The organism is Pseudomonas sp. WS 5078 (assembly GCF_012985745.1).
GTDB classification, from domain to species: domain Bacteria; phylum Pseudomonadota; class Gammaproteobacteria; order Pseudomonadales; family Pseudomonadaceae; genus Aquipseudomonas; species Aquipseudomonas lundensis_A.
The window spans coordinates 127,433-145,354 of record NZ_JAAQWX010000002.1 but is presented as its reverse complement, the minus strand read 5'-3'; the positions used below and the strand labels follow the sequence as shown (position 1 = coordinate 145,354).

Annotated in this window: 23 protein-coding genes and 1 pseudogene; 2 read left to right on the top strand and 22 right to left on the bottom strand. The window is 57.3% G+C overall.

Annotated elements, in window-relative coordinates; genetic code table 11:
• Positions 1–31: 31 nt before the first annotated feature.
• From HBN68_RS03965 to HBN68_RS03955, 3 genes are all read right to left on the bottom strand, one after another.
• A complete protein-coding gene (locus HBN68_RS03965) occupies positions 32–382 on the bottom strand; it encodes a hypothetical protein (protein WP_169962753.1) in 351 nt (116 codons plus the stop codon).
• Between the two features lie 14 nt (positions 383–396).
• Positions 397–984: a hypothetical protein gene (locus HBN68_RS03960; protein ID WP_146386659.1), complete on the bottom strand. Its 588-nt coding sequence runs from the start codon at positions 982–984 to the stop codon at positions 397–399.
• Positions 985–1,064: 80 nt separating this feature from the next.
• The gene (locus tag HBN68_RS03955) at positions 1,065–1,283 is read right to left on the bottom strand and encodes a hypothetical protein (RefSeq protein WP_169962751.1); all 219 of its coding nucleotides are present in this window, start codon (positions 1,281–1,283) and stop codon (positions 1,065–1,067) included.
• A gap of 217 nt (positions 1,284–1,500) precedes the next feature.
• On the opposite strand from HBN68_RS03955, the gene HBN68_RS03950 reads away from it, so the two are divergent.
• The gene (locus HBN68_RS03950; protein ID WP_169962749.1) at positions 1,501–1,755 is read left to right on the top strand and encodes a hypothetical protein; all 255 of its coding nucleotides are present in this window, start codon (positions 1,501–1,503) and stop codon (positions 1,753–1,755) included.
• On the opposite strand, the gene HBN68_RS22090 is transcribed toward HBN68_RS03950, so the two are convergent.
• The 11 genes and pseudogenes from HBN68_RS22090 to HBN68_RS03895 all read right to left on the bottom strand — a co-directional run bounded on the left by HBN68_RS22090 (position 1,748) and on the right by HBN68_RS03895 (position 10,368).
• Positions 1,748–2,191 carry a hypothetical protein gene (locus HBN68_RS22090; RefSeq protein WP_262373414.1) on the bottom strand — a complete coding sequence of 148 codons (444 nt, stop codon included), beginning with the start codon at positions 2,189–2,191 and terminating at the stop codon, positions 1,748–1,750. The two genes, HBN68_RS03950 and HBN68_RS22090, sit on opposite strands and share 8 nt — an antisense overlap.
• A gap of 25 nt (positions 2,192–2,216) precedes the next feature.
• Positions 2,217–2,980, bottom strand: a pseudogene (locus HBN68_RS03940) (C40 family peptidase).
• A gap of 2 nt (positions 2,981–2,982) precedes the next feature.
• Complete coding sequence (locus HBN68_RS03935) at positions 2,983–3,735, bottom strand: phage minor tail protein L (protein WP_169962747.1); 753 nt, start codon at positions 3,733–3,735, stop codon at positions 2,983–2,985.
• Between the two features lie 12 nt (positions 3,736–3,747).
• Entirely contained in the window at positions 3,748–4,083 is a 336-nt protein-coding gene (locus tag HBN68_RS03930; RefSeq protein ID WP_047280221.1) for a phage tail protein, read from the bottom strand.
• Between the two features lie 3 nt (positions 4,084–4,086).
• Complete coding sequence (locus HBN68_RS03925) at positions 4,087–7,554, bottom strand: phage tail tape measure protein (protein ID WP_169962745.1); 3,468 nt, start codon at positions 7,552–7,554, stop codon at positions 4,087–4,089.
• 4 nt (positions 7,555–7,558) lie between these two features.
• Complete coding sequence (locus HBN68_RS03920; RefSeq protein ID WP_169963043.1) at positions 7,559–7,822, bottom strand: DUF1799 domain-containing protein; 264 nt, start codon at positions 7,820–7,822, stop codon at positions 7,559–7,561.
• Positions 7,823–7,875: 53 nt separating this feature from the next.
• Positions 7,876–8,265, bottom strand: a complete 390-nt coding sequence (locus HBN68_RS03915; protein ID WP_095008958.1) for a phage tail assembly chaperone — start codon at positions 8,263–8,265, stop codon at positions 7,876–7,878.
• 9 nt (positions 8,266–8,274) lie between these two features.
• Positions 8,275–8,922 carry a phage tail protein gene (locus HBN68_RS03910; protein WP_169962743.1) on the bottom strand — a complete coding sequence of 216 codons (648 nt, stop codon included), beginning with the start codon at positions 8,920–8,922 and terminating at the stop codon, positions 8,275–8,277.
• A gap of 71 nt (positions 8,923–8,993) precedes the next feature.
• On the bottom strand, positions 8,994–9,410 hold the full coding sequence (locus HBN68_RS03905; RefSeq protein ID WP_169962741.1) for a phage tail terminator-like protein: 417 nt from the start codon (positions 9,408–9,410) through the stop codon (positions 8,994–8,996).
• A complete protein-coding gene (locus HBN68_RS03900; protein WP_169962739.1) occupies positions 9,407–10,003 on the bottom strand; it encodes a hypothetical protein in 597 nt (198 codons plus the stop codon). Before HBN68_RS03900 ends, HBN68_RS03905 begins: the two co-directional genes overlap by 4 nt.
• Complete coding sequence (locus tag HBN68_RS03895) at positions 10,000–10,368, bottom strand: hypothetical protein (RefSeq protein WP_169962737.1); 369 nt, start codon at positions 10,366–10,368, stop codon at positions 10,000–10,002. Before HBN68_RS03895 ends, HBN68_RS03900 begins: the two co-directional genes overlap by 4 nt.
• A 75-nt stretch (positions 10,369–10,443) precedes the next feature.
• Here HBN68_RS03895 and HBN68_RS03890 point away from each other — a divergent pair, with 75 nt between their 5' ends.
• Entirely contained in the window at positions 10,444–10,680 is a 237-nt protein-coding gene (locus HBN68_RS03890; RefSeq protein ID WP_169962735.1) for a hypothetical protein, read from the top strand.
• Between the two features lie 2 nt (positions 10,681–10,682).
• On the opposite strand, the gene HBN68_RS03885 is transcribed toward HBN68_RS03890, so the two are convergent.
• The 8 genes from HBN68_RS03885 to HBN68_RS03850 all read right to left on the bottom strand — a co-directional run bounded on the left by HBN68_RS03885 (position 10,683) and on the right by HBN68_RS03850 (position 17,914).
• Positions 10,683–11,186 carry a DnaT-like ssDNA-binding protein gene (locus HBN68_RS03885; protein WP_169962733.1) on the bottom strand — a complete coding sequence of 168 codons (504 nt, stop codon included), beginning with the start codon at positions 11,184–11,186 and terminating at the stop codon, positions 10,683–10,685.
• Positions 11,187–11,245: 59 nt separating this feature from the next.
• A complete protein-coding gene (locus tag HBN68_RS03880) occupies positions 11,246–11,836 on the bottom strand; it encodes a hypothetical protein (protein WP_169962732.1) in 591 nt (196 codons plus the stop codon).
• Between the two features lie 46 nt (positions 11,837–11,882).
• A complete protein-coding gene (locus HBN68_RS03875) occupies positions 11,883–12,845 on the bottom strand; it encodes a major capsid protein (RefSeq protein WP_169962731.1) in 963 nt (320 codons plus the stop codon).
• Positions 12,846–12,857: 12 nt separating this feature from the next.
• Positions 12,858–13,586, bottom strand: a complete 729-nt coding sequence (locus HBN68_RS03870) for a hypothetical protein (RefSeq protein ID WP_073842713.1) — start codon at positions 13,584–13,586, stop codon at positions 12,858–12,860.
• Between the two features lie 82 nt (positions 13,587–13,668).
• Positions 13,669–14,754: a minor capsid protein gene (locus HBN68_RS03865; protein WP_048375936.1), complete on the bottom strand. Its 1,086-nt coding sequence runs from the start codon at positions 14,752–14,754 to the stop codon at positions 13,669–13,671.
• Positions 14,729–16,144, bottom strand: coding sequence for a DUF4055 domain-containing protein (locus HBN68_RS03860; protein WP_169962730.1), 1,416 nt, complete (start codon positions 16,142–16,144; stop codon positions 14,729–14,731). The genes HBN68_RS03865 and HBN68_RS03860 overlap by 26 nt, the downstream gene beginning before the upstream one ends.
• The gene (locus HBN68_RS03855; protein WP_169962729.1) at positions 16,141–17,463 is read right to left on the bottom strand and encodes a terminase; all 1,323 of its coding nucleotides are present in this window, start codon (positions 17,461–17,463) and stop codon (positions 16,141–16,143) included. The genes HBN68_RS03860 and HBN68_RS03855 overlap by 4 nt, the downstream gene beginning before the upstream one ends.
• Positions 17,438–17,914 carry a DUF2280 domain-containing protein gene (locus HBN68_RS03850; protein ID WP_047293917.1) on the bottom strand — a complete coding sequence of 159 codons (477 nt, stop codon included), beginning with the start codon at positions 17,912–17,914 and terminating at the stop codon, positions 17,438–17,440. The genes HBN68_RS03855 and HBN68_RS03850 overlap by 26 nt, the downstream gene beginning before the upstream one ends.
• Positions 17,915–17,922: the final 8 nt, after the last annotated feature.

The window sequence follows — 17,922 nt, the reverse complement described above, 5'->3', positions numbered from 1 at the left end:
CGAAGCGAGCCTTGAATGAATTTATGTATCTCTACATACAGCCTTGCAGCGCAGACAGTCTTTTATTGGCGATCCAGTTACCAACCACCACGTAATATTTTGCCTCCGATCCAGAGCCCTTTGGCTGGATATCAACGAAGTATTGCGAGCCCTCAGTGAAAACCGTATACCCGATATCGCGACCTGGCTGGAGAGTTGCCCCAGGCGTGCCTCCGAAGATCGGCTGGTTTTGCCATTCATAGTGGACACATCTAGCCAGCGCGGAGTCGGTTTTCTTCGAGGTCAGTACCTTATACGGCCCCGCCTGGCGCGCCTCATTCATCGTCGGCGCCATACAGCCCGCCAGCGCAACCAAGACCAGTACCCCTATGAATAATTTCATGTCGCTCAGCCTCGTCATTGGTACTGCTCATAGACAAACCGATTGGAAGATGGCTGCGGCTTGTCATAAGCCTTTTCCCAGTCCCTGGCATACGAGGGAAATCTATCGATTCGCGATATAGCCCACCCACTGTCGGCATCCTTCCGCTCGAGCGTGTACAGGTATGGTTCTCCCTCGGCCTTCGCTTTGATGTCGCTGTCATCCAGGACGGCGCCAGCCTCTGGAGGTGTCGCATTTTTGATAGTCGCTTTGACTACCGCCCTGGTGTCTGACTGGATTTCGACCCTAGTGATTACCCGATCAAAAATAAATACACCGCCATCGCACGGTCTGTCGATCGGGATATCTGAGGTAGCAAGTTTGTACAGCTTCTCGCTTGCGGGAGCCTGAAAGCGCACATATTCGAAGCAGATTTGGCTATCAAGGCGCATGGCAGCGTCTTTGGCTGCCCACCACGACTTCACCGTTAGGTCGGGGGAGTTATTGGCAATGCTCAGCTCCTTAGCTTCCTTCGTTGCCTGAACAAGCCCTTCCGGCACCTTCCCCTGATCCAGGCACCCAGCCAAGGCCATTAACGCAACAGCTCCCACAATCAATTTCATGTCGTTCCCTCTTTGGTTTGGCGGGACTGTAGCACTGAGGGGGCGAATGCAAAAAGCCCAGCGCGGGGCTGGGCTATAGCTCACTTTACTGGGGCCTCTACCATTTCAACAACGCCGCCAGGCCAGTGTTCCGCGACAAAAGCATCCATTTCGGCTCGGGTCTTAAACGTCAGACCCTCCATGGGCGTCCCATCTGGGGCAACCTTAAACGGTGTGCCGAGGAACGGGTTAACAATCACTAATTCGTTGTCTTTTGTCATTTTCAGCCTCAGTTCTATGGACGGATCCGGGTTCATCATAGTGCATCGACACAGCACCAATGCAAGCCCCCAGCAACGTGACCTGGCCAGGCATCCAGCGTGGATGGAATGCCAGTATCGCTGCAATCCATTCAGATAGTAGCCTCCTGCCACACGCAAGGATTTCCCAGTCCCACGCCTGCAAGCCCAAGGACTGGGACTGGGACTGGGACTGGGACTGCGCCAATATCGGCGCGTTTATGACCTGGAGGTCAATGTGAACGAAGGACAAACCATCTTCCCCTACATCATCGTCACCTCGAAAGACGACTACATCCCTGTGGCGGAGAAATTCGCATACAAAGGTGTTGAAGTGGGGTGCGGTGTCATTACCTTTTTGTCAGAGTCTGATTTTGGGACAATCTTCAACGCGCTCAAAAGCATTGGCTCAGGGTATGCACTGATCTTGGCTGATAATCTGAACTACTTCGGCGACGGCACTTTCGATAGGGCCTTCCACCACATCAACTGATCCTCATACTGCTGCCGGTAAAAAGAAGCTTGCCACCGACAACTTCGATTTTACCGCCCTCGGAAAGATTGTACGGGCCGCTGAGCAAGTACTCGGCGCGCCCATCCTGAACATCCAGTTCGGCCGGATCCCTGTCGGGGGGGCTACTTAAGCGGCGCCGCCAGGCAATGACCGGTTGATAGGGATAAACTTCAGCCTTGCCCCATGCGAAGCTCATTCCTTCGGGCCCAGATAACAGCTGCGCAGTGAGACCAAGCTTTCCGCTGTAGGCGCGGCTGTAACCTTCTTTGCTCTGGCACTTGCCGGAGAATTTCATGCGATCAATCTCAAGGCCGCCATCCAGAATGGCCACTTCCGCATCTGCCCCACAGATACCGCCATCGCCAATGGTGAAAAGGTCGTAAATAGTCAGCATGTAGCGTTGCGAGGTTTGCATGCCTAGCTCCAGCGGCCCTGCCGCGTCATATTGGTTGTTTTGCGTCTTTGTGCCTGAGGATCAGGCGCGTCCGGTCATGCCAAGGGCCGCCGTAGACGATGATCTCGGAAGGCCTGCCGTACATGTGGTGCAGCAGAAATGGCCCAGGGCCAAATGCGCCTGACTCTTCACCCGTAGCGCCGGATCAGTGGCCAAGTAAACCCCGGCATGATTCGGGTGAGCCGTTCGCCCAATCGCCATAATTATCAAATCTCCGCGCTGCGGCTGATCGACCCGCAAAAAGCCAGACGCCTCATAATTGGCCTCATAAAGACTGGTGTTCTCCGCACTCTCCCACCAGCCATCTACGCGCTGGAATGCCTCGAACTCCAACCCCCATTCACGCTTGTACCAATCTGCACAGACCTGCCAGCAGTCCCAGGCCCCATGAACAAACGGACGCTTGAGCAGCGGCGTGCTGCCCGTTGGCGTGATCGTGCGCATGTCGCCCTCCGGCCACGACAGAATGTGCCAGGGTAAGGCAGTGGCCTCGCACATGGCCAGATCGCGCGGAGACGGGCGACTGGTAGCGTCCGGGTGGGAGTGAACAATGCCGATTACTTCGCCCAAGTCTTCCGCAGCCGCGTAGTCCTCAGGATCAAGGCGAAATTCTTCGTTTGGCTCGCTGGCAATGTTCAGGCACGGGAAGTACTGCTGCTTGCGCCCAACTGCCAGCAGCAGACCGCAGCTTTCTTTGGGGTACTCGGCAGCCGCATGCGCAGCAATCGCGCTCAGTATGTGTTTGCGCATGATCAGCTCCGGGCTATGAGGGACACAGCGGGGAATCCACCGTGGGGAAGCTCTTCGTTTTCGCCGAAGCGTAACTTGCAGGACGACAGGCAGCCTTTGCAGATGTCCTTGCTGGGATCATCGGTCGGGACGTCCTCGTCGTCGAACATCTGCCTGCCGGTGTAGCCACAGTTCGGGCCACGATAGCCGCCGGTCATTACCCAATGGCAGAAAGTCGTCATTTGGCGCCCGGGCAAGCCGTGGTTGTCGATTTCGCCAGGCGAGGACAGTTCCCATTGCACCTGTTCGCCGTCTTCACCGGTTTTCTGGTCGATAAACCAGATTTCCAGTGCTTCTTGCGTCGGGTCGGCCGTGGGATTGCCTTCGGGGAAGTTCTCGGCATCCAGGTACTGCGCCAGTGTCTCGCGTACGGTGAGTTTGAACTTGAGGAGGTCTTCAAAAGCCAAGCACAGCGCCGTCACCCGGCCGTTGATGTTGCCTGCTATGAACGTAGGCCGAGTGGCTGTGCCGTCGCTGTCAGAGCCAATTCCTTCAATGTTCACGGGCCACGCAGCGTATTCGTTGCCCTGCCAGAAAATCGACTTGGCAGGCAGATCTTCGTCAGAGCCTTGATAGGCCAGCAATTCATCCGGGGTATGTGGAATGGCATGCCCATGAAAGCGCAGGTAATCCGCGCCGTATTCAGTCCCGTCGATTTCGAACAGGCGAATTTCGCCGCCGGGTTCCAGTTTCTGGATGTCCGTGATTAATGCCATGTGAGGATTACCTTAGGGGTGAAACACTTGCTCGAAGGTGGCCGACAGGGAGTAGGTCAGCCCGCCACGGGGTGAAGGCTTGTAACCGTTGCACTTGTAAAGACCCAGCTCGCCCAGTGGCGGTGTCCAGAGGAAGGCTTTCGCCCCTTGGTGCCGATCCAGAAACGCCATAATGGCCTTGATTCGGTCCTTGGGGCCGGTGTGCATAAACGGCCAGGACTGGGATTTGTTGTTGATCCCGTCCGTAGTCGTCTGCGCGTAGCCGTCGCCGAATTGCTTGGTGCGCACGCGCTGTTTGATCTCGCCTTCGCCCTTTTCGGTTTGCCAGGTGAATGTTTCGATTGCCATAAATCATCCTTTTACGTTTCGGCTGCTGACCCCGCCTTGGCGCCACGACTTGGCAATTTCTTCCTTGGCTACGACGCGCATCCGGTCTTGCATGTTGCGCTGGAAAGCTTCGGTATCGAGTTCAGCCCCATCCGGGCGGCCTGACTCTTCGTCGGTCATCACCATTAAGGGGATATTGAGGCTGATCGAAGTTCCACTGCCGCCACCAACCGCCATAACACCGAGCTTGCCACTCGCGGTGCGGGTCAGCGGCATGATGGCCTCTTCCCCTGCTTCACCCATGACCCCGGTTTTGCCGTTGGCCATACCGAACGCGGTCGGTTTGCTAACGATGGAGTTAGTGAAGGCGCCGCCATCAGCAAACATCTGTACGCCCGCATGCCAAGCCCCGCCTTTGGCCTGCTGGATGCCTGACCAACCGTCCATGATTTCAGGGCTGTATCCGGCCTGAGTAGATCCGGCGGATGCAGTACCACCGCCGAAATAAGCGCCAGCCGCCGAGACGCCAACCCCTACCAGAGAACTTAGAATCCCTGAGGCTGCCTGCCGTGATGCAATGCGCGCCATGTCCGCCAAAATCGACTTGGTGAAGTCCGCAAACGAAAGCTTCCCGGTCATGGCGAAGTTAACGACCGCATCTTCCATCGAGCTGAACGCGTTGCTGAACAGGCTTTTTGTTTGCCCTGCCACATCCCGGGCACTGTCCATGTAGTTCTGGAAAGCGGCCGTTGCCCCGTTGCGCCAATCACTTTGAGCGGCCGACATCTGCTCATAATTGCTGAGCGTGGTCTGCGCAAGGTCGGATTCGCTTTTATTGATGGCAGCGAGCTTCTGGTTGTACTCGTCCGCACTCATGTTGCGCGCGGCGTCGGCTTTGTCCCGGGCCAGATCCAGGCGCTGCTGGTTGGCTTGGTCAGCAATGCCATTCAGCTCACCGTTGAGGGCGTTTTGACGGTCACCCTGACCAACGCCGAGCGCGGCCCGCTGCCCCGCCTGCTGCAACGCTTGATTCTGCCGACTCAGCGCATCGGTGTAGTTATTGATCGCCAAGGTTTGCTTTTTAAGGCGCCCCTCTTGATTGATTGCCAATACTTTTAACTGGCTGTCAGCGTCCTGCTGGGCCTTAACCATATCGGTGCGAGCATCGGCGATCTTCTTGTCCAGTTCGACCGCTTGCGCGGCTGATGTGGTCTTTCTGGCCTTGGCCGACTCAAGCGCTGCTATCTCGGCCTCATACGCCGCGGTGATTTCGTCTTTCTCATTGCCTATCAGGCCTGCGCGCTTCCAGCCGTACTCTTCCTGCGAAACCAAGCCAGCCTTTTGCAGTGCATCCAACTCCTTTTGGGCGTTGGTGTACTCGGCGAGGATTGTTTTGATAGCGTTTTGAGAGGCGTTGAACTCCGTCAGGTCTACGGCGCCGACCGCTCCTTTTGGGACTTTCGGGTCTTTGTACTTGTCTTTGATGTTCTGAAGGGATTTAGCCACAAACTCTGCCTGGACCAGAGGATCGTCCGGATTGGCCTTCTTCAGCACTTCTACATCACGTAGATAAGCCTTGGTGAGTTTGTCGCGCTTTTCTGCATTTGTAAGGCTGGCATCACTAATTTGCTTCAGCCGCTGCCCGGCATCTATACCTTCTTTTTGTATTCGGTTTCGCTCGCCGAGATAGCTGTTTTTGGATTTCTCCGCATCAATTTGAAGCTCGAGATAAGCCAGCTCACGCTGATCATTAGCAATGTCTCTGGTCTCAATACCAAGCGATGCTGCTCGTCCTCCGCGTCCCTTATTGGTGGCAAGGCGGTCTCGGATTTCTTGAGCTCGCTGCTCCATCGTAAGTGCGCGACCGACGTTGAGCGTTGCATCAAGCGCACCAGCGGCAGCATCTTTGATGCCTTTCCATGCTCGCTCTATGGTTCCGAGATTGTCAGTTATCTGTTGTGACCGTTCCTGAACGGTTTCCGCGTAGCTCTTGGTAAGAAGGTCAGCAGCAGCTGTGGTATTGCCTTGCTCCTTGAGCGCCACAATTTGCGAATAAACCGAAGCAGTCAGAAAGTGATACTGATCATTGAGTTCCTTTGCAGCTGCCACAGGATCTTTGGCGATTTTTATAAATTCAGCAATTGTCGCGTCGACAGACTTTCCAGTGGCGTCTTCCATCGCAGCGGCAGCATCGGCTATTCCCTTGAAGCTACTTTTTGCAATCACTCCGCTACTCGCCAGCTTGGCAAGTGATACAGCAGCCTCGCTGGTAGTACCATTTGTTGCGCTGATTTGTCGGGCCAAATCTGCCAGTTGATCAGCACTGGTACCGGCATAATTGCCAGTCAACACCAAAGATTTGTTGTATTCGTCGGCCTCTTTGCTTCCTTGGTAGTAGCCATAAATTAGAATACCCAACGCCGCGGCTGCGCCCGCTATCACTGCCGTCATGCCGACAAAACCGAGTGATGCTGCACTAACCACAGGCCGAATTGCACCTACCGCGCGCTGGGCATTTTCAGCCGCTTCGGCGGCGGTGTTCGAGCTTTCTGCCAGATCGGAAAGGCTGTCGCCCGCCTCGCCTGCGCTTTCTGCCAAGTCTTGGGAGTTTGCCGCTGCGCCAGCCAGGGAAGCCCCTAAGTCAGCAACACCCTCTCCACCCGAGAACAGAGATCGGAACTTGTCCCTCAATGCCGTTAGGGTGTTATCAACCCCGCCGAACGAGTCTTTGATCTGACCGCCCTGCTGAATCAGCACCATCAGCGGGTTCTGACCCCCAGCCAGGCTGGTGAAGATGTCAGTGAATTGCGCAGGCAGTTGGCGCAGCGCTTGTTCGGTTTGCCTGGCACTGATGCCCGTTTTCGACAGGCCATCATCAAAACCACTCAAGCTCTTGCGCGTGGAATCAATACGGGCCGAATAGTCCTTGAAAGTTTCGGCATCGATTAACCCGGTCTTGCGATATTGCTCCAACTTGGTCTGCTGCTCATCAAGACGCGCCAGTGCCGCAACAGCCGGGTTGATCTGACCCAGCAGCTTAGCCAAACCATCGGCCTGAACGCCGGTGGCTGCCGCTGCCTGGCGCGTAGATTGCGCCTGCTGCTCAACAGTCCCGACCAGAGCATCAGCATCCGCCTTAAGCCGTCGATTGAGCGCCGCAAAGTCTGTGGTCGTGGCCCGTGCCGCGTCCATGGCGGAAGTACTGGAGTTCACACTGGAAGCGAGGCTCTTCAGGTACTCACTTGAGTCCAGGGAGGCCTTGGCCATGGCAAGCAGGCGAGCCTTGGCATCCTCCGTGGTTTCAGCCAGTTTGGTTTCTGCGCTCGACAAACCAGAAGCCGCCGCCGAAGCCTTGTCGAAACCATCACTGATCCCTGCTGCTGCCTTTTCAGCTTTTTCACCAACCTGAACGAGTTTTTCCAGCTCGTTATTGGCCTTGGTGACTTCGCCGGTCTGCACGGCAATCCCAAGGCTCGCAATATCGCCACTCATGCCGTCATCCTTTATTCATTTGCTCAGACATGACGAGCATGGCTTCGGCTTCCAAAACCCGAAGGTCAGGGAAGAGCTTAATTGTGTGTTTTTTGGTAAAGCCCGAGAGGCTGGCGGTGTCGTAGATCGCCGAATAATCAAGGCCGGTAGCCCCGCACGCGCCGGTGCGCCACTGCGTCGACAGGGCTTCAAAAAGCCGGAATGCCTGCCAGTTATCTGCCCAGACTTCAACGGTGTCGACGTAGTCTGTCGAGGTCAGACCGAACAGACTGAGCTGCTCGGATGACGCAGAAGGTTCGTACAGTGCGCGACCGACCTCGATCAGTTTCCCAGGCGTGCCGCTTCGAATGCACCCTGATAGGCTTTAACGATTGCATCCCCAGCGCCCGCTGACGTTTCCACCAGCGCCCGAATGGATTCTTGGCTGAGTTTGACGTCATAGCCCCAGCCAACAACCAAGGCTTCGACCTGACTCACCTGGTGCTCGATATTGGCCTCAGTCAGCGCAACGATGGTCAACTCGGCGCCCATCTCCTTAAATCGCACCTCATCAGCTTTGAAAGCCTCCTGCCACGACAGGAACAATGCAGCCAAGGCCTTGCGGTCTCGATACTTGAACTCGAAAGGTACCTTGTCGGGCTCAGCGCCAACGCGAGGGATTTCAACGGTGATCTTGAACGTTGGGTTTTGCTGAATTTTGAACTTGGCCATGAGTGCTCCTTACACCAGATAACGGGTCGGTTCGGCTTGCAAAGCCAAGTTAACGGTGCGGGTCAGCACGTTGCTACGCGAGACCGTCGGCTGCTTAGAAAACGAGGTATAGGCACCGTAGAAAATGGTGTCATTGCCGGGTAGGTTCAGGCGCGCAGCTTCCACCTTCCGACCTGCGTCAGCGGCCTCCAGTACTTTCACGAATGGCTTGCCCGGGTCATCGGCAATGGTCAATGCCATGCTCGCTGCCGACTTGTCGGTTGGCACTTGACGACCTTGTTTGTCTTCCAGAAAAACCACGTCCGTGTACTGCTGCTCGCCGCCGGAAAACGCCACGTCAGTGACTTGCGGAATCTGCACCCACGTTTCGATCTTCTTCAGGGTCCCGCCACCGGAACCTGCCGGGAAGCTTTGCGTGTCCGAGGTATCGATATCCTCAAGAGTGATCGACACCGCTGTTGCGGCCTTAACACGTACAACACGCCCATTGAGGGTGCTCCAGCCGGACTCAACCAGCACGATATCGCCCACCTCCAAATCGGCGCCTGCGACTGTTGCCACGGCTTCAGTGGCGTTACTGATCGCAGTGAACGCCAGAGCAGCGGCATAGGTGGCGGCATGCTGGAATGTTCCGCCGTTGGGGAGTTTGTAGCCCATGGCTTTTACCTCTCTCAGAAATGACAAAACCCGCTCAAGGCGGGTTCGGGGGGTTTGCCCAGTGGGCGGGATTAGTTGGTTTCGGCGCGATACGAAAACGAAACGGGAACCGTGTAAACGGAATCGCCCGTGATGCCTGGGCCCGGATCTACAGGCGACATGGTGATCACCGTAACTTCGTCCTTCGTGCTTCTGGCATAGAGCGGAAATAAGCTCGTCAGCTCAGACACGAGTGGATTGGTTTCGGTCTTACCGGTTCCCGCCGGGGCAATGATGCTTATCTGAAATACGCCGGTGTACAGCCGGTGATCACCGCCGAGGGTGTTGCTCGCGGTATCGCCCGGGATCGTGAACGCGCGAAGGTAAGTTTCCCCCACCGCCGGTGTATAAGCCATGTTTTCAAAGCCGATCTTCAGCTTCTGCGCCCTGGCAGCGTTCCAAGCGATGAGCTTTGCCTCGTAGATCGAGGCGATGATTGCGTGACTCATACCTGATTACTCCTAATGGCCTCCAGCACGATCTGCTGGAAACGAGCCACGGTGACTCTGACCATGCCGCCGGGGGCCTGGTTGGAATGGCCGAACTCCAGCGGGATCGCATAGCCGAGGCTGTTGGTGATAAAGCAGGTATCGCCCGCGTTGAATTCAATAGCGCCGCCGACGATGCGCGCCATGGATTTAACGCCGCTGGGATCGACCTCTTCGGTCGTAGTGCTATCTGGCGTACCAATGTTGAACATCCAGTTACCGCGGAACCTGCCGCCGACATAGCCAGCAGGCGCAGCAATATCCATTCCGTCATGCAGCTTGCGCCCTGGCTTGAGGCGTCCGGCCTTGTTCAAATTTTGCGGATCACTGCGCAGAGCTGAATTGTGCTCGTCCACTGCCTTGTTGTATTGAGTTGCTACAGCGTTTTTAGCCCAAACCTCCGGATTGCCCACAGGCGACATCTTGATCAGGCTATTACCGATTTCGATGATGATCTCGCGCACGCTTGCGTCGATGGCTTCATTGGCTTGAGCGGCGAATGCAGCCAAGCTCAGGGCGAAGCTGCCGGATTGGCCGGCGCCCGACCGACTCACGACCGCACCGCCAGCTCATACAGGATCGGCGTGCCAGCGGGGTTAACCTCTTTCAGTGGCGGAACGATTGACCAGGTGCGCCCTTGGACGACCACCTTGTCGAGCAGGCCGGGCACCCACTCAAGTCCCTGGGCAGCGATCTTGAGCTTCTTGTCGCCTTGCTTGATGAGGCTGTTGTTCTGGAACTCCAGGCCAGTGAAGTCGCGCAGGATGCCTTGGCCGGTCTGCTCGATGGTGGCACCCGGTGAGTCCCCACCTGTTTCAGGATCGTACTCGCCCGGCTCCGTCTTGCTGATGGTCACGGGCTGGCCAAACTCTGCGATCATATCCAGAGCCATCACGGCCATTTCGTCGTAGAAAGCCATGGCGGCTCCAGAATTTGTGATAAGAAACAATTCAGTTATTCTTAGCGCCCAATTAACTCTCTCAAAGGACGAGCCATGCTCCCTCAGGACGAAATCGAAGCTCTAGAAAAAACGGCTAAAGAACAGATCGCCAACTTCGTGGTGCGCCGCTACAAGCTTCCTGACGAATATAGGGTAACGATCAAGGCGAAAATCAGTTCTCTGACGCCAAGCGTAGTAGCGAAGGATTTCATGCTAGAAAAGTGCCATCTAGACTTCACACCCGGCTATCGTGATTTTGATTTTATAATGCGTATGACCGCTGCGATCTGATACTAAGCTCGTACCGCAAATAACCCACGCCTCTGCAAGTAATCAGCAAACTGCGTAGCGCTTGGCCGGTCCGGTGCAGCTGGCAGAAGCCGGGGGCTGGTGTTGGGAATCGCCGCGTACTGCCGGGTCACCGCCCCTTCAACACGATCCAGCAGCACCGCTCCCTTACGTTTCTCTACCGGGTCGATATCGTCCTGATGGATCTCAGCAGCCAGCGCCATCTGCCCGTACTGAATACGCGCGGGAAGGTAATTGGCTGGTTTGTTCTCGCCATCCAGGTGCACTTCGCGGCGAGGCCAGGACAACGACTGCTCACTTGCGCTTTTGCGCCCCTTCCAGCTCATGCCATCCATCGCCAAGGCGGCCCGACGCAGCAGCGCCTCCTGCTCAGGAACCCCGGCAGGGATGACCGTGCCGAACTTCACTGCATACATGGCCAGGTCCTCGGCGCTCGCGTAGCTTTCGGCGTCAGGCTTGCCGCTGCCGTCCTCGATGATGAGTGTCATGCGTCAACTCGCTGGAATGGTTTGTAGATTGGCCGCCGGGTGACCGACAGCCAGCAGTATTACTCCTTGGTCAGCTCGGCGACGAGCTTTTCCAGGGATTCTTTGGAGGCGTTGGCCCTATACTGAATCTTGGCTTCGTCGAGCTTTGCTTTCAGCGCCGAGATTTCACCGGTCTCATCATCTGGCGGCGTGAGAGCAAACTTCTTCAGCGCTTCAACCTCGGCGCGCAGCGCGTCGACAGTCAAGGCCAGGCCGTCACGTTCAGTGGTCAACTCACCAACCGAAGCATGAATGGTGCCCAGCACATCAAACAAGCGCAACGCCAGCTCGCCGGAATCTGGACGATGGATTTCACCAGCCTCCAGGCCGTCGATCAGCAGAACCATTGCGCCACTCTCGGCCTGCAGGTCGGCAAGCAACTTGGACTGCTCTCCAGATGCGACCGCCTGCGCGCCGACAACAACAAGCTCTGGCAACGCAACCACCTCAACATCGACGCCAGTATCTTCGTATGCCGTGACGATTTCGGGATAGTCACCTACCACGGTCACTGCCGTTGCATCACGCTCAATACTGCGGAACAGGCCCGGGACGCGGTAACGCTTGCCAGGCTCAAAGCCGTCAAACTGGTTTGTATAAACGAGTTCCATCGGAATCTCCGTGGCGGCCATCGCTGGCCGCTTCCTGGGGTGGTTATCAGCCGCCGACTGGTGGCGTGGTGGTGAGGTTGATCATCACGCCGGCGGTGACCTTATTGCTGTCCGAGTGCTTGACCCAGTTCGCCGCGGAGCCGACGGCCGCAAGGGTTGGGTTGGTGCCGCCGGTGGTTTCCTTCCAGCTGTAACCCAACACATCGATGTTTACGGTACCCTCGGCGCGGTAACCGATAGCCAGGTTTTCCTCGTCGTTCACGTCGTAAGAACGGAAACCCGGGGCCTGGGACTCGGTGATCACCACGGCATTCGGCAGCAGGCCGAAGATCGCATCCACCGGCGCCTTGTCGGTCACCAGCACCGGCTTGCCCAGGGTCCCAGGCAGGCCGCCGTAGATCACGACGCCAGCTTCTTCGTAGACCTTGTTCGCGATCGCTTCATCAACTATGTCGAAATAGGCAGACGAGTGCATGACCCACAGCGCAATGCGGCCGAACTTGTCGCCGAATTTGCGCATGCCACGGGTCAGGGTCTTCTTGCCGTCGGTTTCGATGTTGGCAGACACCACCATTGCGGCGTTCGAACCGATAGCAGCCTTCAGCGCGCCGGTGGCGTACTCGATGAAGCCTTCGATGGTCGCATCAGCTACGTCGGCGCCGATGATCTGGGAGAACTCATCTACGGCACGGCCGCGACGCTTGAACGCCTCTTCAGTGGTCTGGTACGGGCCGTATTTCCACGGCGCCTTGACGCCTACAGCTTCACCAGCGCCGATTTTCTTGGCGATGACCTTGCCGTCGGAGTTGACATCGCGGTGTTCCAGACCGCCGCCGAGCTTGTAGAAAGCACGTTTGCGGAAGTCGCCCTGGATCAGTTCGTTGTCGAGGACGATCGCGCCATTGGACGAGGCGTTGAAAACGTCCAGGTTATCCTGGATGCGCTCCAGGTAAGCAGTTTGCGCCTCATCGTTGTAGATGATCAGGTCGCTGTTGACAGTTGTAGCCATGGGTCTTTCCCCTTACTTGGGCAATGCGAGGTATGCGGTTTGGCCGTGCTTGCGCTGGAAATCGCGCTTCTGCTCGGAGGTCATTTCGGAGCGCTTCGATGCAGCCTGGCCGCCGCCCCCGCCCGGGGCATGTGTCCCTGAAGCCCTTGGCCACAGGTGGGGTGCACTTTCGCGCAGAGACTCGGCCCATTCGAGCGGAGTCAGAGGGGTCTTGCCGTCTTTGCCGAGGATGGTCTGGCCATTCTCGTCAACAGCGACCGCTTCGCCCTCTTCATTCAGTGAGAACACGCCTTTGGCGCGCAAGATGATGTCGTCGGTTGCTTCCGGCAATGCACCGGCTTTCAGTGCTGCACCGCGTACCGAGTCGCCCAGGACTTTGCCCTGGAACTTCGCGGCGAAGGCTTCAGCCTTCTCAGCGCGACCGGCGAGCGTCTTCAGTTGCTTGTCGTGCTCGCCACGCAGGCGCTCGGTGCGCTTATTGAACACCTCGTCCACCTTGCCCTCGGTCAGCAGCTTGGTTTCTTCATCCTGCCCGGCGCGGCTGAGCAGGCCTTTGACTGCGTCGATGTCGATGCCTTCAAACTGTGTTTCAAACTGGGTCAGCTTGCCGGAGGTTTCCTTCAGCTTGCCCAGCAGTTCCGAGTTCTTGGTTTTCAAACCGGAAACGGATGCTTCAACGGCAGTCGCGATAGCGGCCTTGATTGCCGGGTTTTCCAGGTCGATTTCGTTTTCTTCTGCCACGTTGATGCACCCCTTGGGTATGTTTCGCCCGCTTTGCAGGCAATAAAAAACCGCCCGGAGGCGGTTGATTGAATGTGTTCGGTTAGATCCCTGCTCGCTCGAAGGCCAGCGGCTCCAGCCCCTTCATCTGCACCAGAGTCAGCGGCGCAAAGTTGCGATCAAGCTGTAGCTCGGCGAAGCGCTCGACGGTCAGCCCACCCTCCCTGAACAGCTTGGCCCTGACAGGACCGATGGCGACGTCCTGGAACGAAGTAGGCTGCTGCTGGAGCCAGTGGTAGTAATCGAGGGCAGCACTGACCTGCTGTCCGCCATCAGCACCCACCGAGGCACGCGTTGCGCCCTTGGCGAACATCGCGCTGAGCTTGGTCAGCAAGATGAACGTGGTTCGGCAATTCGGGTGGAATGGCGGCCTTGGGCCTGAATCCACCGGAAACCGGCGCTTGTCCATCGAGCGGCATAGCTGGCTGGTCTTGCTGTCCAGCGTGGCGATCATCTGGATCTCAAGCACCACATCAGTATTGGCCTTGGCCACCTCCATGCGCGCCTGGGACGACACATGCTGAATCGCGGTGTGCACGACCGTGCTGGCATTGCGGTTGGTGGTGGCGAGAACTCCATCCTTGTAGCCTGCCGCCTTGGTGCCGCGAATGTTGCGAATGATCTGGAAGTTCGTTTGCCCTTCGAAGAAGCCCTGTCGAATCGTGCCGGTGACGCGCTCGCGCTCAGCAATGGTCCAGCCCTTAATGAATGACTTCATCAGCTTGCCGCCGCCGGTGCCGCGCACACTGAGGGGATTGGTCAACACCGCGGTGCGGATAGCCACTGCCGTCGGCGCGACCACATCCAGCGCGACGCCCACCGGCGCTGACCGGACCAGACTCGACGCCTCAAATTCAGCCTCGTAGTTGGCGATATCGATCAGGTCGAGGTTCAGTTGCAGGCTGTAGCGGTCGAAGATACCCAGCAGCAGGCTGTCGACCTCCTTCAGCAACGCTTCCAGGCGCTTCGTGTTGTATTCGGTCAGATCCGACTGGGTAAGCCGGTCGCGGATTGAGCGGTCGATCTCCTTCAGGAAGGGAGCGAACTTGCCGACCTCACCTGCCTTCAGCTTTTCGAGGAAGACCGCGTGCCGAATCGTGGCGTCAAGGACTGCTTGATTTGCCGCCATCTAATTTGTCCTCGTCGTCTAGGCCCAGGCCGTCGCCCTGCTCTTCCAGTTCGCCGTCGATTTGCTGGTCAGTGCGCTCTGGTGCGATTAACCCCAGCTTACGCAAATACGAACGCAGGTCAGCCTTGGCGAAACCGCCGTTCTGCCACAGCCCAACAAGGGCAGTGATCATCTGCGGATCAGCTGTCAGCTCTACGAATTCCTGATTGATCTGGTACGCGACCTTGTCAGTCATGCCCATGTAAGCGCCGCACCACATGATGGCCCGGGTATACGCCTCGCTGACGTTTGCCACACACCCCGCAAGCACTGAAGTAGATGCTGACTGGTCGCCGCGGGCCTCGGTGGCAGTCTTGGACGATACCGAAGCCACCACCATACGAGCGCCCAGCTCAATCATCATCTGGTTTTTGTCTGCCATGGCCTCTTTGACCAAGGTGTTTGGCAACGGCTGCGCGTAAGCAAAAGAACCGCCCGCCGGAAGCAACATAGGCGCCCGGGAGCCGACATACATGCCGTTCTTCTCCATGTGATCGCGCCACTGCTCATCAAGGCCTGAGATATAGGGCTGGGCCTGGCCGCACCAGAACACGCTGTCTTCATAATCGGCACTGTTTCGATAGTGGCCAAGGTTGATCATAGCGATGTCGTACAGGGGTGACTCATCGATGGTCGGGTCGTTGTTCTGCGCGCCGACAAAGGTAAACGGGATCTCTTTGAGGCGACCACCTGTGCCTGTGGGTGCAAAAGCCTCGACTACCTCCAATGGCCCGCCACCTCTGGGCCCCGACCTGCGCCAGACACGGCAAACAAAACCCTCCGGCTCCAACGCCAACTCCCGATATTGCTCGACCACCTTGAAGCCGAAGCCGTCTTCAATTTCTGGCGCTTCGCGCAGAACCACCATCGTCAGCACGTTATGGCCGTTAACCATCCCGGTGCGCCAGTTGATGATGTCTTCCGCGCAGTAGGAAAGGATCACCGAGTGCCCGCCCAAACCTTCATCCTGATGATAGTCGACATAGAGCCCGTGACGCCCGGCCTCAAGCACCTTTTCCAGCGTGCCTTGCGAGTGCTGATAGATGCTGACGCCAGAACCGTTGGCATTGTCTTGCAGGTACTCCAGCTTCTTCGGCACAGTCAGCGTCGGGTCTTTGTGGAATGCCAGGCCAAGCAAACCGTTCCGAGTGTGACCGGTGGCATTCTTGAACACCGCCCGTTCACGGTAAGCCTTGTTGCGATCAGCATTTTCTGGGGATTTGTCGTGCGAGTTGATATAAGGCAGCCGGGAGACAACACGATGCTGGCCAGCGCAAACATCGCGCACGGTGGCCCAGCGATCCAGCACTTCGGTGTAGTCAGCCCGCTTGTAGGAGACGTCGTTGCTCATCGGGCGAATCCCATTTTGATAGAGGTGACAACCGTTTTGATTGGGTAACGCTTGGCGATGAAGTAGCCCGCAGCGTCGTTCATATGGTCATGGCCCTTCTTAGGGTCTTTGTCAGGCTCTCCCTTGTCGGTATAAGTCTGACGCTCTAGGCACAAGGTGAGCTGCGGGCACTGATCGACATTGACCTTTAAGCGGCGCTCACCGTAGGTGTTCAAGAACATGGCGTTGACCGCATTCACACGGTCTTTAATCCCCGGGTTTGTCGAATCAACAATGACTGAAAAACCGGCCTTCTTAAGCAGCGACAAATCTGACTCACTGGCGTTCTTACTACTGGTGTTCTGGCCACTAGCATCTGGGTAAACGGCAATGTTGTGTCCCGAGAAGCGAACCTTGATCTTTTCGATCATCTCCGGCGTGTCACGCACAGCGTGGAACTCATCCAGAGCCAACGGCAGATCGTCGCGAACCACGTAAACCACGGCGCTCATTTTCATGACGTTGAAGTCCATGCCAATGTGCAAAGCCTCGCCCGGCTTGATCCGCTCGCTGGTGCGGCATTCAGCACGATTAAACGTGTAGTAAACGACGCCAGCGTAATTCTCAAAACCGGCCTCGTACTCTTGCCGAAACGTCCGAGGGTCCATCTTGCGGCGGGCCGCATCCAGCTCTTCAGGAGGAACATTGCCTCCCTGTAATGACGTGTACTGCCAGCTCTTGTGGTCAGGCTCGCCGCCTGGTTTGCCGTCCAGATACGTGTCGTAGCAGTGATTGAAGCCCTTAGGTGTGCCAATCCGCAGCGCATGGCCGCCCTTGCGCACTCCGATACCCGGAATCGTGTATTGGCAGCTCGAGAGCATCGGCCGCAGCACTTCTTCCCACGCGGCCCACGGGCAGTCCGCCCATTCATCCACCAGAACGAAGAAAAGGCCGGAGCCCCGCAGGTTATCGTAGTTGTCGAGCCCCACCACGCGCATGACGTGGCCGGACTTGAGGGTGATAGAGCATTCGGTCTCGTTCGGGCGGTGCGCACGCCACGCCTCAGGGATGGCTTGCTTCAGGCGCCGCCAGAACACGCGCTTGGCCTGTTTGAACGTCGGCGCGCCGTACCAGATCTCATCCTCGACGCTTACACCCCACTCGGCCGCGAGACGAGCAGCACGGCGCATCTCGGCCTTGCCCAAGAATGTCTTACCGAACCGGCGCCCACACACCGCGTCGCGAAAGCGCGCCTCAGGCTGGAAGCCCCAGCAATAAATGTTCGCCTGCTTGGGCGTCAGCTTGACCGGAGGATCAAAGGTGTGGGGAAGTCGGGACATGCTCATCAGGCTCCAGCGTGTACTCAGCAATGGCGTGCTGCTGGTCCGCGTGGGAGCCAAGAGGCTTTTCAGGTTCAAGGCGGCGATTTACGTACACGTCGCCGACTTCCTTAGCGGCCTGCTCCAGTAGCTGAGCAGTCAGCGCCATGTTCTTCATGTTCTCGGCCTTCTCGGCCATACGACCAAGAGCGCGCAGTCGATAGGCACGGTTGGCGATCGGTATCTCTACCGTCTCTTCACGGAAGCGCTTGCGGGCATCGTGAAACATTTCCACCCAGCGCTTGGCCAGGGTCTTACTGCATCGCTTCGTAGGGTCGTGCGATTCCACCTGTTGGCGGCTCACTTCGACACTGAATTCACGCTTGACGGCCTCGGCCACCTGGGAGGGTGTATCGAAGCAGGCGAGTGCCTGAACGATAAAGGCCTTCACCTCGCTGCTCAGGGCTGCCATAGGTTTGG